The following is a 12,723-nucleotide window of genomic DNA, read 5'->3' on the forward strand; positions in this document are numbered from 1 at the left end:
TACTTAGTGTTACTGTGTACTGGTAGCTAGCAACACTAGGTAGATAGGCGCAACATCCATGGGCAAGCAGATGACGGAGATGCTCAAGGGGACCCTCGAAGGCATCATCCTGGGGATCCTCGCCGTTTCACCCGCCTACGGCTACGACATCACGGCCAGGCTGCGTGAGCAGGGCTTCACCGAGATTGCCGAGGGAACCGTCTATGCGCTCCTGGTCCGGATCGAGAAACGCGGACTCGTCGACGTCGAGAAGGTTCCGTCGGAAAAGGGGCCTCCGCGGAAGGTCTATACCTTGAACACCCGGGGCTCCGGGTACCTCGATGAGTTCTGGGGAACCTGGAGCTTTCTGGCTTCCCGGATTGAACAGCTCCAGCAGCACGCCCTGAACCCGCACGAAGGAGACCCATCATGACCGCCAAATGGATAGAGCTGGTCACGGGACCGCTGGAGGAAAAGAGGCGCTGGCGCCGGTTCAAGCAGCGCAAGGAACAGCTGCCCGCCGGATACCGCAGGGCCATGGACGGGCTCGAACGCTACTTCATGTACGCGGCACCGATTGCGAAGGGTGATGTTTACGTCCAGATGCTCGAGGACCTTGTTGATCTGGTGGAGCGTGCCGCTGTTGACGGCACTCCGGTCCGCAGCATTGTCGGAGAGGATCCGGTGGAGTTCGCGGAGGCCTTCATGGCGAATTACGCGGACGGCCAGTGGATCGACAAGGAGCGCAGGCGCCTTATCGAGACCATCGACCGGTCCGACGAAGAGTTATAAAACACCGGATTGGAGACCGGATATGCATACCGACCAAACCCTCGAACCCGCCATCCGGGTACAGGGCATCGAGAAGTCCTTTCGGGATCTGCAGGTGTTGTCCGGCGTTGACTTTGAGGTGAATGCCGGCAGTATCTTCGCCCTGCTGGGCTCCAACGGAGCGGGCAAGACAACGCTGGTGCGAATCCTGTCAACGCTGCTGAAGGCCGACGCCGGCACCGCAGCGGTGGACGGGCACGACGTCGCAGCCCACCCGGGTGAAGTGCGACGATCGATCAGCCTGACCGGCCAATTTACTGCCATTGATGAAGTGCTGACAGGCCGCGAGAACCTGGTCCTCATCGCGAAGCTTCGCCACCGGAAGAATCCGGGCGCGGTAGCGGATGACATGCTGGCCCGTTTTGCGCTCACCGACGCGGGGAGCCGAAAGGCGGGGGCCTACTCCGGCGGTATGCGCCGCCGGCTCGATATCGCCATGAGCCTGGTCGGGGATCCGAAAATCATCTTCCTCGACGAGCCGACGGCGGGCCTGGATCCGCAGGCACGCAACGAGGTATGGCAGACCATCCGGGAGCTTGCCGACGGCGGCACGACGGTGCTGCTCACCACGCAGTACCTCGACGAGGCGGAGCAGCTTGCGGACCGGATCGGGATCCTGCACCGGGGCGTCATCATCCAAAACGGAACCCTGGTTGAACTGCAGCAGCTCCTTCCGCCGGCAAAGGCCGAATACATCACTAAACAGCCGTCCCTCGAGGACGTCTTCCTCGCCCTCACCGGCGATACCGGTGACGGCACCGCGCCGAAGGACGGACTTCCCCCGACGCAGCAGAAAGAGGGAAACCGATGACCACCCAGACGTTTCATGACACTGCCGCCCTCACAGGCCGCTCCCTGCGCCACGTCCTCCGCAGCCCGGACACGATCATTACGACGGCGGTTACGCCGGTCGCACTGATGCTGATGTTTGTGTACGTGTTCGGCGGAGCAATCAGCACCGGATCGGGGGAGTCCTACATCAACTACACGCTGCCCGGCATCCTGCTGATCACGGTTGCCTCCGGCGTGGCCTACACCGCTTACCGGCTGTTCCTCGACCGGCAGGGAGGAATCTTCGAACGCTTCCAGTCCATGCCCATTGCCCGCTCGGGTGTGCTCTGGGCACACGTCCTCACCTCCGTGACCGCCAACCTGGCCTCGCTCGCGCTCGTTGTCGGCGTGGCCCTGATCGCGGGCTTCCGCTCCGGTGCGTCGCCGGCTGCGTGGCTCGCCGTCGTCGGGATCCTCGTCTTGTTCACCCTTGCCCTGACGTGGCTGGCCGTGATCGCCGGGCTGAGCGCAAAGACAGTGGAGGGCGCGAGTGCGTTCAGTTACCCGCTGATTTTCCTGCCGTTCATCAGCTCGGCATTTGTGCCCACCAGCACCATGCCCGGCCCGGTGGCGTGGTTTGCCGAGAACCAGCCAGTGACTTCCATCGTGGACACCCTCCGGGCATTGCTTGCCCGGGAGCCCGTCTGCAGCGATTTCTGGGTCGCGCTTCTCTGGCTGGCCGGCATCCTGGGTGTGGGCTACGCCGTCGCGACAGCCGTCTACCGGCGTCGGGTGGACTGAACCGGGCGGGACGCCTGCACAGATTCCCATTCGCCGGGAACGTTTTCCAGCTGCCCCTAGGTCGGAGCCGCTCGATATACCCGCTTTATGGGAATCTGTGCACGCACTTCCTCTGGCGGCGGGGCAAAAAGCCGCCTACCACGGCTTCCGAGGTGCAGGATCCGGGTGGCCACGCGGCCCGCTCCCATGCGCAAACTGGCAAGGGAGACTAGGCTAGAAGTATGAGACGCGCAAAGATTGTTGCCACATTTGGACCAGCGATCGCCAGCTATGAAAATACCGTAGCGGTTCTTCGCGCGGGCGTGAACGTCGCCCGTATGAATATGAGCCACGGCGACCACTCCGTACACAACGCCACGTATGAAAACGTGCGCAAGGCCTCCGCCGAGCTGGGGATGCCCGTAGGCATCTTCGCCGACCTCCAGGGCCCCAAGATCCGGCTGGGCCGGTTCACCGAGGAACCCCACTTCCTGAACGTGGGCGATACCTTCACCATCACCACCGATGACATTCCCGGCACCAAGGAAATCTGCTCCACCACGTACAAGGGCCTGCCCGGCGACGTGAACGCGGGCGACTTCCTGCTGATCGACGACGGCAAGGTCAAGCTGCGTGCCGTAGAGGTAACTGCCAACACCGTTGTCACCGAGGTAGTAGTACCGGGCAAGGTGTCCAACAACAAGGGCATCAACCTGCCCGGTGTTGCCGTCAACGTTCCGGCACTGAGCGAAAAGGATGAGGACGACCTCCGCTGGGCCATGCGCCGCGGCGTCGACATGGTTGCCCTCTCCTTCGTCCGCAACGCCGGCGACATTTCCCGCGTGCACGAGATCATGGACGAGGAAGGCCGCCGCGTGCCGGTCATCGCCAAGATCGAAAAGCCGCAGGCTGTGGAGAACCTCGAAGAGATCATCGACGCGTTCGACTCCATCATGGTTGCCCGCGGTGACCTCGGCGTCGAACTGCCGCTCGAAGAGGTTCCGATCGTGCAGAAGAACGCCATTGAGCTGGCACGCCGCTGGGCCAAGCCCGTGATCGTGGCCACCCAGGTGCTCGAATCCATGATCGACAACCCCCGCCCGACCCGCGCCGAGGCCTCCGACTGCGCCAACGCCGTGCTCGACGGCGCGGACGCAGTGATGCTCTCCGGCGAAACCTCGGTGGGCACGTACGCCATCGAAACCGTCGAAACCATGGCCCGCATCATCGAGTCCACCGAAAAGCACGGCCTGAACCGTGTTCCCCCGCTGGGCTCCAAGCCGCGGACCCGCGGCGGCGCCATCACCCGCGCCGCGGTGGAAATCTCCGACCAGCTGGATGCGAAGTACATCTGTACCTTCACCCAGTCCGGCGACTCCGCCCGCCGCCTGTCCCGCCTGCGCCCGTCCAAGCCGGTGTTCGCCTTCACCCCCGTGGAGGAGACCTACCGCTACATGACCCTGTTCTGGGGCGTGGCACCCATGCTCGTGGAGTTCGCCGAGCACACCGACCAGATGACCGCACAGGTGGACCGCACCCTGCTCGAAGAGGGCCTGGTGGAAGACGACGACCTGGTGGTCATCGCTGCCGGTTCGCCTCCCGGACAGGCCGGCTCGACCAACAGCATCAAGGTGCACCGCGTCGGTGACATTGCCGACGCAGGCCAGCGTGCTGACGGCCAGGAGCGGGTCAAGGAAAAGGTCGGTCCGTGGCCGATCAAGGAAAGCAAGAAGGGCCAGGCCAAGGCCATCTAGGTTCCCCGCTTCCCTGCACTAAAAGGAAAGGTCCCGTCCGGTTGGACGGGACCTTTCCTATTGGTTCCTGCGGGGGAGTAGGTGTCAGTTCACCTGGTTGATGATGGTCTCGGCAACTTCGCGCATGCTCAGGCGGCGGTCCATCGACGTCTTCTGGATCCAGCGGAAGGCCTCGGGCTCGGTGAGGCCCATCTTGGTGGTCAGCAGCGACTTGGCACGCTCCACCAGCTTGCGGGTGGCGAACTGTTCCTTCAGATCGGTGACCTCGGCTTCGAGCGCCTTGATCTCCTCGTGGCGGGAGAGGGCAATCTCGATGGCGGGAATCAGGTCCGCGGGAGTGAAGGGCTTGACCACATAGGCCATGGCACCGGCCTCGCGCGCACGCTCCACCAGTTCCTTCTGGCTGAACGCGGTCAGCAGCACCACCGGGGCAATGCGTGCCTTGACGATCTGCTCGGCAGCCGTAATGCCGTCCATCAGCGGCATCTTGACGTCCATCAGCACCAGGTCCGGCTTCAGCTCGTTGGCCAGCTGGACGGCCTTCTCACCGTTGTCCGCCTCGCCGACGACGTCGTAACCCTCACCGGTGAGGATCTCGACAATGTCCAGGCGGATCAGGGTCTCGTCTTCGGCGACGAGTACACGGCGGGCCGGGGTGTTGGACGGCGTGTTGGCAGACGCAGCGTGGGTCGACGCGGCGGGCGCGGACTCGGTGGACTCAGACACAGATGGCTCCTCAGATACGGTCTCTCCGCCGGCAGACCGGCAGTTCACACAATCAGCGTATCCGCATGTAGAGTAGTTTTGCGCTCAACACGGTAAGTACTCGTGCTTCGTGACGCAGGGCACGCCCGAATGGCGGAATTGGCAGACGCGCTGCACTCAAAATGCAGTATCGAGAGGTGTGTGGGTTCGAGTCCCACTTCGGGCACCATGTAGTTGCAGCTGAACACCCCCGGTCTTCGGACCGGGGGTGTTTTGTTTTGCCGCGCCGCCTACGCGAAGCGGTCGAACGCGTCCAGCAGCCGCTTCACGGACCCGCCAAGGTTCCAGTCCAGGGCCAGGCGCTCCAGTTCCGCGCGTTCTTCGCCGGTGATGGCGTGCAGCTCGGCGCCGGCCTTTGCCGGGGTGGGCAGCTCGAGGTCCCGCACCACCTTCACGACCTTCGGTGCAACCGCCAGATATTCCGCGGCCTTGGCGAGGTTGGACCGCACCGGCGATGAGAGGCCGCTGTCCGGGTCCTGCGCGGCGGCCAGCAGGGAATCCAGGGTGCCGTACTCGGCCAGCAGCGACGCGGCGGTTTTCTCGCCGATCCCGGAGACGCCGGGCAATCCGTCGGACGCGTCGCCGCGCAGGGTCGCATAGTCCGCGTACTGCTCGGGCAGCACCTGGTATTTTGCCACCATCGACGCATCGGTCATCACGTCCAGGTTCTTCATGCCGCGGGCCGTGTAGATCACGCGGACGTCCCTGCCGTCGTTGATCACCTGGAACAGGTCCCGGTCCCCGGTCACCACGTCCACCGGCATGGACGCGGTGGATGCGTAGGTGCCGATCACGTCGTCGGCCTCGTGTTCCGCAGCTCCCACGACGGCGACGCGCGCCAGCTCCAGCGTGCGGCGGATCATCGGGATCTGGGCCTCAAGGGGATCCGGAACCGTTTCGACGTCGGGGTTCCCGCTCACTTCTTCGGCCACCCGGTGCGCCTTGTACGTGGGCAGCAGGTCCACCCTCCACTGCGGCCGCCAGTCGTCATCCCAGCAGGCGATCAGGTGCGTGGCCTCGTAGTCGGTGGTGAGCCTGGCGATCATGTCCAGCAGGCCGCGCACGGCGTTCACCGGCGTACCGTCGGACCGGCGGATGCTGTCGGGGACGCCGTAGAAGGCACGGAAGTACAGTGACGCGGTGTCGAGGAGCATCAGGCGCTGGGTCATAGGCCGATCCTCGCACGGATCATGCCGTGAGGGGCAGCGCCCAAGGTGCCGTATTCCCAGCCTTCGGAGTCGAGGACTCCAACGCGTATGACAGGACAATCTGCGCCAGCCAAGGAGTAGCCTGCTGCCTGCGCACGCGTATACCTGCTCTTTCGCTTCTCTGGCCCGTATTCCACGATTTGTCAGCACAAACCTTTGACAGGACAAACTTTCGGGCGCACAGTGGTGCCTGTGGTTCTGATCACTCCGAGGCGGCCGCAGGGCCTGCCTTCGGGAACAGGAAGGCCGGTGATCCACCCGTGGCTCACGAAGTGCTGGCAATGGGACGCATCAGCGTTGACATCTATCCCGATAACATCGGCGTGCCGCTGGAGGACGTGACCGGCTTCGGCAAGTATCTGGGCGGCTCGCCGTCCAACGTCGCAGTTGCCGCCGCCCGGCACGGCCGGCGCAGCGGCATCATCACCCGCACCGGAGAGGACCCCTTCGGCGAGTACCTTCACCGCGAGCTGCGGAAGTTCGGGGTGGATGATGGCTTCGTCACCGGAGTACCCGGGCTGCAGACGCCGGCAACCTTCTGCGCCATCATGCCGCCGGACTCCTTCCCGCTGTACTTCTACGGCCGCTTTCCCACCGCTCCCGACCTGCAGATCGAGGCCGGGAGCCTCGATCTCGACGCTATCCGGCACGCCGGGATTTTCTGGTCCACCGTGACCGGTCTGTGCCAGGAACCGAGCCGGTCCGCCCATCTGGCAGCGCACCGGGCACGGCCGCGGGAGGAGCTTCCGCCCGGCCGGTATACGGTGCTGGACCTGGACTACCGGCCGATGTTCTGGGACAGCGAAGCGGAGGCCGCGGAACAGGTGTCCCGCATCCTGCCCCACGTGAATGTCGCCATCGGCAACGAGGCGGAATGCGCGGTGGCCGTGGGGGCGGGAAGCCCGGATGAACAGGCGGACCGGCTGCTCGCGGCCGGGGTGGGCATCGCCGTCGTCAAGCTCGGGGCGGAAGGGGTACTCGCCAAAACCGGCACCGAACGCGTTGTCTCGGCACCGTTCCGGGTGGAGACCGTGAACGGGCTGGGCGCCGGAGACGCGTTCGGCGGGGCGTTCTGCCACGGATTGCTGTCCGGCTGGCCGCTGGTTGCCGTGCTCGACTACGCGAACGCGGCCGGCGCCATCGTCGCTTCACGGCTGTCCTGCGCCGACGCAATGCCCACCCCCGCCGAGGTGTACGCGCTGCTGGCCGGGCAGGACCGCCCCGCACCGGAGCCGCTGGAACCGCTGGAACCGCTGGAGAGGTGAGGGCCCCATGAGCGAATTCGACGACGACCCGCGGCGCTACGAGCACCTTTCCCGCATCCGCCTCGAGGATCCCGAAGCGGTCCTCCGCGCCGCGGGGAACCGGCCGCCCCACCCGGGGCCGAAGCAGGGCGAGCAGAACTTCATTGTGGCCGCGGACCATCCCGCCCGCGGCGCGCTCTCCGTCGGCGGCGATCCCATGGCCATGGCGGACCGCCGCGAGCTGCTGGACCGGCTGCGGACCGCCCTGGCGAATCCCGCCGTCGACGGCGTGCTGGCCAGCCCCGACATCCTGGACGATCTGCTGCTGCTCGGCGCGCTGGACGGGAAGCTGCTGTTCGGTTCCATGAACCGGGGCGGGCTGGCCGGCTACGTCAACGAGATAGATGACCGCTTCACCGGCCACACCGCCGAGGCCCTGCTGGCCCTGCGGGCCACCGGCGGCAAGATGCTCACCCGGATCTGCCTGACGGACCCGGCCACCGCCAACCTGCTGGAAGCCACGGCACAGGCGATCAACAGCCTGGCGGCCCGCGGCCTGGTGGCCATGGTGGAACCGTTCATCTCGGTCTGGGAGAACGGGCGGATCCGCAACGATCTCAGTACCGACGCGGTGGTTGCCTCGGTGGCCATCGCCTCGGGGCTGGGCGCCACCAGCGCCTACACCTGGATGAAGCTGCCGGTGGTCCCGGACATGGAACGGGTCCTGGCCGCCACCACCATGCCGGCCGTCCTGCTGGGCGGCGACCCGTCCGGTTCCTCCGAGGACACCTACGCGTCGTGGGAGGCCGCCCTGGACCTTCCTGGTGTCCAGGGACTGACGGTGGGGCGTACGCTGCTTTACCCCAAGGAGGGCAGCGTGGAGGACGCGGTGGCCACCGCGGCGTCACTGCTGAAGACACCTACCGGTCAGGAGGCCACAGGCTGATGGCAACGCGCACAATGACAGTCGCCCAGGCAGTCGTGGAGTTCCTGGGCAGGCAGTACACCGTGGACAGCATCGGGGGAGCGGACTACCGCGAACGGCTGTTCCCGGGCATGTTCGGCATCTTCGGGCACGGCAACGTGGCCGGCGTCGGCCAGGCCCTGAAGCAGTCCTCTGCCCGGAACCCGGGCGCCATGCCCTACTACCAGGGGCGCAACGAGCAGGCGATGGTGCATCAGGCGGTGGGGTATGCCCGGCACACCCGCCGGCGGGCCACGTACGCGGTCACCAGTTCCATCGGCCCCGGCGCCACCAACATGCTGACCGGCGCCGCGCTGGCCACCACCAACCGGCTGCCTGTCCTGCTGCTGCCCTCGGACACGTTCGCCACCCGCGCACCCGATCCCGTGCTGCAGCAGCTGGAACGCCCCGAAGCCTACGACATCACCGTCAACGATGCCTTCCGGCCCCTGTCCCGGTACTTCGACCGGATCAGCCGCCCCGAGCAGCTGTACTCCGCCTTCCTCCACGGGCTGCGGGTGCTGACCGATCCGGCCGAAACCGGCGCCGTCACCATTTCCCTGCCGCAGGACGTCCAGGCCGAAGTGCTCCAGGTGCCGGAGGAATTCCTGGCCGAACGGGAGTGGCGGATCCGCCGGCCCGAACCCGAGGATACGGAAATCCGCCGTGCCGCGGAGCTGATCCGCGCGTCCCGGCGCCCGCTGATTGTGGCCGGCGGCGGTGTGCTCTACGCCTTCGCAGCCGATGCGCTGGCCCGGCTGGCCGAAACCTCCGGCATCCCGGTCAGCTACACCCAGGCGGGGGTCGGGACGGTACCGTGGGACGCCCCGTACTGCGTGGGCGCCGTGGGGTCCACGGGTACGACGGCGGCCAACGTCCTCGCCCGGGAAGCGGACCTGGTGATCGGGATCGGTACCCGGTACGAGGATTTCACCACGGCCTCGCATACGGCCTTCCAAAACCCCGGGGTGCAGTTCATCAATATCAACGTGGCACCCCTTGACGCGTACAAGCTCGGCCCGAGCCTGCCGCTCGTCGCCGATGCCCGCAAGGCACTGCTCCGGCTGGCCAACGCTCTGGAGGGCTACCGCGTCCCGGACGGCACGCTCGCACTGGTTGCGGCGGAAAAGGACCGCTGGAACCGGGCAGTGGACCTGGCCTTCGACACCCGTTCCGTTCCGCTGCCCAGCCAGAACGAAATCATCGGCGCCGTGAACCGTGCCATGGCGCCCCGCGACGTCGTGGTCTGCGCGGCGGGTTCGCTGCCCGGGGACCTGCACAAGATGTGGCGGGTGCAGGATCCCTTCGGCTACCACGTGGAGTACGCCTACTCCACCATGGGCTACGAAATCCCCGGCGGACTCGGCGTGAAGCGGGCGGCCGTGGACGAGGCGGCCCGTGCACCGGAAGGCACGGCCGCCGCGCAGCCCCGCGACGTCGTCGTGATGGTCGGCGACGGCTCCTATCTGATGATGCACACCGAACTGGTGACAGCGGTCGCGGAGGGAATCAAGCTGATCACCGTGCTGATCCAGAACCACGGTTTCGCTTCCATCGGAGCGCTCTCCGAAAGCCTCGGCTCGCAGCGGTTCGGCACGCGGTACCGGACCCTGGACCGCAAGCACCACACGTTCGACGACGGCGCGAAGCTGCCGGTGGACCTGGCCCTTAACGCCGAGTCCCTGGGCGTGCGCGTGCTGCGCGTCGAGCCGGGACCGAACGCCGTCGCGGACCTGGAAGCCGCGGTGGCCAAGGCGAAGGCCGAACCGGAGGGCAGCGGGCCGGTCCTGATCCACATCGAATCCGACCCGCTGATCGACGCACCCGATTCCGAATCCTGGTGGGACGTACCGGTGTCCGGTACGTCCGAGCTGGACTCCACACAGCAGGCCTACGGCACCTACACCTCCTCCAAGGCACGGCAGAAGCCGCTGATCGGTTAGCGGGCTCCTTCCCGGGCTGCACCCCAGAAACGGAGAGTTCCATGAGCACCACCATCACGCACTTCATCAACGGCGCCGAAACCGCCGGACACGGGGACCGGCACCAGCCGGTCTACAACCCGGCCACCGGAGAGGTCACCGGTGAGCTGCGGCTGGCGGACCGGACGGACATCGACGCCGTCGTCGCCGCCGCGAAGGCCGCCTCCGTCGGCTGGGACGAGACCTCGCTGACCAAACGTACTGCCGTGCTGTTCCGCTTCCGCGAGCTGCTCGCCGCGAACGTGCAGGAACTTGCCCGGGTGGTGACCCGAGAGCACGGCAAGGTGGTCTCGGATGCCGCCGGTGAAGTCGGCCGCGGGCTGGAAGTGGTCGAGTATGCCTGCGGCGCCCCGCAGTCGCTCAAGGGCGACTACTCGGACGCGGTCTCCACCGGCATCGACGTGTTTTCGTTCCGCCAGCCGCTGGGAGTGGTTGCAGGCATCACGCCGTTCAACTTCCCGGTGATGGTGCCCTTGTGGATGGCGCCGGTGGCGATCGTCACCGGTAACGCGTTCATCCTCAAACCCTCCGAACGCGATCCCTCCGCCAGCCTGTTCCTGGCCCGCCTCTGGAAGGACGCGGGGCTGCCCGACGGCGTCTTCAACGTGCTGCAGGGGGACAAGGAAGCGGTGGACGGGCTGCTCACCCATCCCGACGTCGACGGCGTTTCCTTTGTCGGATCGACGCCGATTGCGCGCCACGTGCATGAGACGGCCACCCGGCACGGCAAGCGGGTGCAGGCCCTGGGCGGCGCCAAGAACCATGCGGTGGTGATGCCGGATGCGGACCTGGACCTCGCCGCCGAGCACATTACCGCCGCCGCGTTCGGTTCCGCCGGACAGCGCTGCATGGCCATCTCGGTGGCCGTGGCCGTAGGCAGCGCGGCGGAGAACCTGGTGGCCCGGCTGAAGGAACGCGCCGAGGCGGTCAAAGTTGCCAACGGGATGGAACCCGACGCCGATATGGGCCCCGTGATCACGCCGCACGCCAAGTCGCGGCTGCAGAAAATCGTAGGTGAAGCGCAGGAGGACGGCGCCGCCCTGGTTGTGGACGGACGGGAGCTGGTGGTGAAGGGCCACGAGGACGGGTTCTTTGTCGGCCCTACGGTTCTCGACCATGTCCGCCGCGAAATGACCGCCTATCGGGAGGAAATCTTCGGCCCGGTCCTGGCCGTGGTGCGGGTCGAGAACATCTCGGAAGCGCTGGAAGTCATCAACTCCAACCCGTACGGCAACGGCACCGCCATCTTTACTGCCTCCGGTGCCTACGCCCGCGCGTTCACCCGGGGCGTGAAGGTGGGCATGGTGGGCATCAACGTTCCGCTTCCGGTGCCGGTGGCCTGGCATTCCTTCGGCGGCTGGAACGATTCACTCTTCGGCGACCACCACATTTACGGTCCCGACGGTGTGCACTTCTATACCCGCGGCAAGGTGGTCACCCAGCGCTGGCCCGAACCGGCCGAGTTGTCCGGTGCCTCGTTTGCCTTCCCCTCCAACTAGCGCGGGACCCCCTTGAAAGGAATCAGGCATGGCCTCCAACCCCCTGACCATAGGCACGGCCCCGGATTCCTGGGGTGTCTGGTTCGCCGACGATCCGAAACAGACCCCCTGGCAGCGCTTCCTCGACGAGGTGGCCGAAGCCGGCTACACGTGGATTGAGCTTGGACCGTACGGCTACCTGCCCACCGACCCGCAGAAGCTCGCCGATGAACTGGACCAGCGGGGGCTGAAGGTCTCCGCCGGAACGGTGTTTACCGCTTTCCACCGGGGTTCCGAGCAGTGGGCAGCCGCCTGGGAACCCGCGCGGAAGGTCGCCGAACTCACCGCGGCCATGGGCGGCAGCCACCTGGTGGTCATCCCGGCCATGTGGCGCGACGACGTCACGGGCGCCCCGGTGGAGCCAGCCGAGCTGTCGGTCGACCAGTGGAACGATCTGTTGGAGGGGCACAACCGGCTGGGCCGGGAACTGCGCGGGGAATTCGGCCTGCAGCAGCAGTTCCATCCGCACGCCGATTCCCACGTCTGCTCCCAACCGGACATTGAACGTTTCCTGCAGGGCACCGACCCCGCGCTGGTGAGCCTGTGCCTGGACACCGGGCACGCCCAGTACGGGGGAGCGGACAGCGTGGAACTGATGGCCGCCTACCCCGACCGCATCGGCTACCTGCATCTGAAACAGATCGATCCGGCCGTCCTGGAAACGGTGCGGCAGCAGGACCTTCCCTGGGCGGCGGCGAACCTGGCCGGGGTGATGACCGAACCCCCGCACGGACTCCCGGACCTGGCCGCGGTGATCCGGGCCGCCGAAGCACTGGAGAAGCCGTTGTTCGGAATAGTCGAACAGGACATGTACCCCGTCGCCGATTTGAACGTACCGATGCCCGTGGCCCGACGCACCCGCAGCTACCTGCTCTCGTGCGGATCCGCCACGCGGATCCAGTGAGGA

12 protein-coding genes and 1 tRNA gene are annotated in these 12,723 nt (G+C 66.3%); 11 read left to right on the forward strand and 2 right to left on the reverse strand.

Going from position 1 to position 12,723, the window contains the following annotated elements; genetic code table 11:
* Positions 1-58: 58 nt before the first annotated feature.
* From N2L00_RS07400 to pyk, 5 genes are all read left to right on the forward strand, one after another.
* Entirely contained in the window at positions 59-412 is a 354-nt protein-coding gene (locus N2L00_RS07400) for a PadR family transcriptional regulator (protein ID WP_255863111.1), read from the forward strand.
* Complete coding sequence (locus tag N2L00_RS07405; RefSeq protein ID WP_255863110.1) at positions 409-771, forward strand: DUF1048 domain-containing protein; 363 nt, start codon at positions 409-411, stop codon at positions 769-771. The genes N2L00_RS07400 and N2L00_RS07405 overlap by 4 nt, the downstream gene beginning before the upstream one ends.
* A gap of 22 nt (positions 772-793) precedes the next feature.
* Entirely contained in the window at positions 794-1,621 is an 828-nt protein-coding gene (locus N2L00_RS07410; RefSeq protein ID WP_255863109.1) for an ABC transporter ATP-binding protein, read from the forward strand.
* On the forward strand, positions 1,618-2,382 hold the full coding sequence (locus N2L00_RS07415) for an ABC transporter permease (protein WP_255863107.1): 765 nt from the start codon (positions 1,618-1,620) through the stop codon (positions 2,380-2,382). Before N2L00_RS07410 ends, N2L00_RS07415 begins: the two co-directional genes overlap by 4 nt.
* 221 nt (positions 2,383-2,603) lie before the next feature.
* Positions 2,604-4,115 carry a pyruvate kinase gene (pyk, locus tag N2L00_RS07420; RefSeq protein WP_255766044.1) on the forward strand — a complete coding sequence of 504 codons (1,512 nt, stop codon included), beginning with the start codon at positions 2,604-2,606 and terminating at the stop codon, positions 4,113-4,115.
* An 84-nt stretch (positions 4,116-4,199) separates the two neighbouring features.
* On the opposite strand, the gene N2L00_RS07425 is transcribed toward pyk, so the two are convergent.
* On the reverse strand, positions 4,200-4,733 hold the full coding sequence (locus tag N2L00_RS07425) for an ANTAR domain-containing response regulator (protein WP_229952259.1): 534 nt from the start codon (positions 4,731-4,733) through the stop codon (positions 4,200-4,202).
* Between the two features lie 231 nt (positions 4,734-4,964).
* Between N2L00_RS07425 and N2L00_RS07430 the strand changes: the two genes are divergently transcribed.
* Positions 4,965-5,049, forward strand: a tRNA-Leu gene (locus tag N2L00_RS07430).
* 61 nt (positions 5,050-5,110) lie between these two features.
* Here N2L00_RS07430 and N2L00_RS07435 read toward each other — a convergent pair.
* Positions 5,111-6,049, reverse strand: a complete 939-nt coding sequence (locus tag N2L00_RS07435) for a 5'-3' exonuclease (protein WP_255863106.1) — start codon at positions 6,047-6,049, stop codon at positions 5,111-5,113.
* 299 nt (positions 6,050-6,348) lie between these two features.
* Between N2L00_RS07435 and iolC the strand changes: the two genes are divergently transcribed.
* From iolC to N2L00_RS07460, 5 genes are read left to right on the forward strand one after another with little or no spacing between them, the layout of a single operon-like run.
* The gene (gene iolC / locus N2L00_RS07440) at positions 6,349-7,353 is read left to right on the forward strand and encodes a 5-dehydro-2-deoxygluconokinase (RefSeq protein WP_255863105.1); all 1,005 of its coding nucleotides are present in this window, start codon (positions 6,349-6,351) and stop codon (positions 7,351-7,353) included.
* Between the two features lie 7 nt (positions 7,354-7,360).
* Entirely contained in the window at positions 7,361-8,278 is a 918-nt protein-coding gene (locus N2L00_RS07445; RefSeq protein ID WP_255863104.1) for a deoxyribose-phosphate aldolase, read from the forward strand.
* A 14-nt stretch (positions 8,279-8,292) separates the two neighbouring features.
* A complete protein-coding gene (iolD, locus tag N2L00_RS07450) occupies positions 8,293-10,239 on the forward strand; it encodes a 3D-(3,5/4)-trihydroxycyclohexane-1,2-dione acylhydrolase (decyclizing) (RefSeq protein ID WP_255863311.1) in 1,947 nt (648 codons plus the stop codon).
* A gap of 41 nt (positions 10,240-10,280) precedes the next feature.
* A complete protein-coding gene (locus tag N2L00_RS07455; RefSeq protein ID WP_255863103.1) occupies positions 10,281-11,777 on the forward strand; it encodes a CoA-acylating methylmalonate-semialdehyde dehydrogenase in 1,497 nt (498 codons plus the stop codon).
* Between the two features lie 28 nt (positions 11,778-11,805).
* Entirely contained in the window at positions 11,806-12,720 is a 915-nt protein-coding gene (locus tag N2L00_RS07460; RefSeq protein WP_255863102.1) for a sugar phosphate isomerase/epimerase, read from the forward strand.
* Positions 12,721-12,723 lie beyond the last annotated feature (3 nt).

The organism is Arthrobacter sp. zg-Y1171, from assembly GCF_025244845.1.
In the GTDB taxonomy this organism is placed as follows: Bacteria; Actinomycetota; Actinomycetes; order Actinomycetales; family Micrococcaceae; genus Arthrobacter_B.

Excerpts from the sequence above, each read along its gene's own strand:
- N2L00_RS07400 (WP_255863111.1), top strand. The coding sequence starts at position 59 with ATGGGCAAGCAGATGACGGAGATGCTCAAGGGGACCCTCGAAGGCATC.
- N2L00_RS07405 (WP_255863110.1), top strand. The coding sequence starts at position 409 with ATGACCGCCAAATGGATAGAGCTGGTCACGGGACCGCTGGAGGAAAAG.
- N2L00_RS07410 (WP_255863109.1), top strand. The coding sequence starts at position 794 with ATGCATACCGACCAAACCCTCGAACCCGCCATCCGGGTACAGGGCATC.
- N2L00_RS07415 (WP_255863107.1), top strand. The coding sequence starts at position 1,618 with ATGACCACCCAGACGTTTCATGACACTGCCGCCCTCACAGGCCGCTCC.
- pyk (WP_255766044.1), top strand. The coding sequence starts at position 2,604 with ATGAGACGCGCAAAGATTGTTGCCACATTTGGACCAGCGATCGCCAGC.
- N2L00_RS07435 (WP_255863106.1), bottom strand. The coding sequence starts at position 6,049 with ATGACCCAGCGCCTGATGCTCCTCGACACCGCGTCACTGTACTTCCGT.
- N2L00_RS07445 (WP_255863104.1), top strand. The coding sequence starts at position 7,361 with ATGAGCGAATTCGACGACGACCCGCGGCGCTACGAGCACCTTTCCCGC.
- iolD (WP_255863311.1), top strand. The coding sequence starts at position 8,293 with ATGACAGTCGCCCAGGCAGTCGTGGAGTTCCTGGGCAGGCAGTACACC.
- N2L00_RS07455 (WP_255863103.1), top strand. The coding sequence starts at position 10,281 with ATGAGCACCACCATCACGCACTTCATCAACGGCGCCGAAACCGCCGGA.
- N2L00_RS07460 (WP_255863102.1), top strand. The coding sequence starts at position 11,806 with ATGGCCTCCAACCCCCTGACCATAGGCACGGCCCCGGATTCCTGGGGT.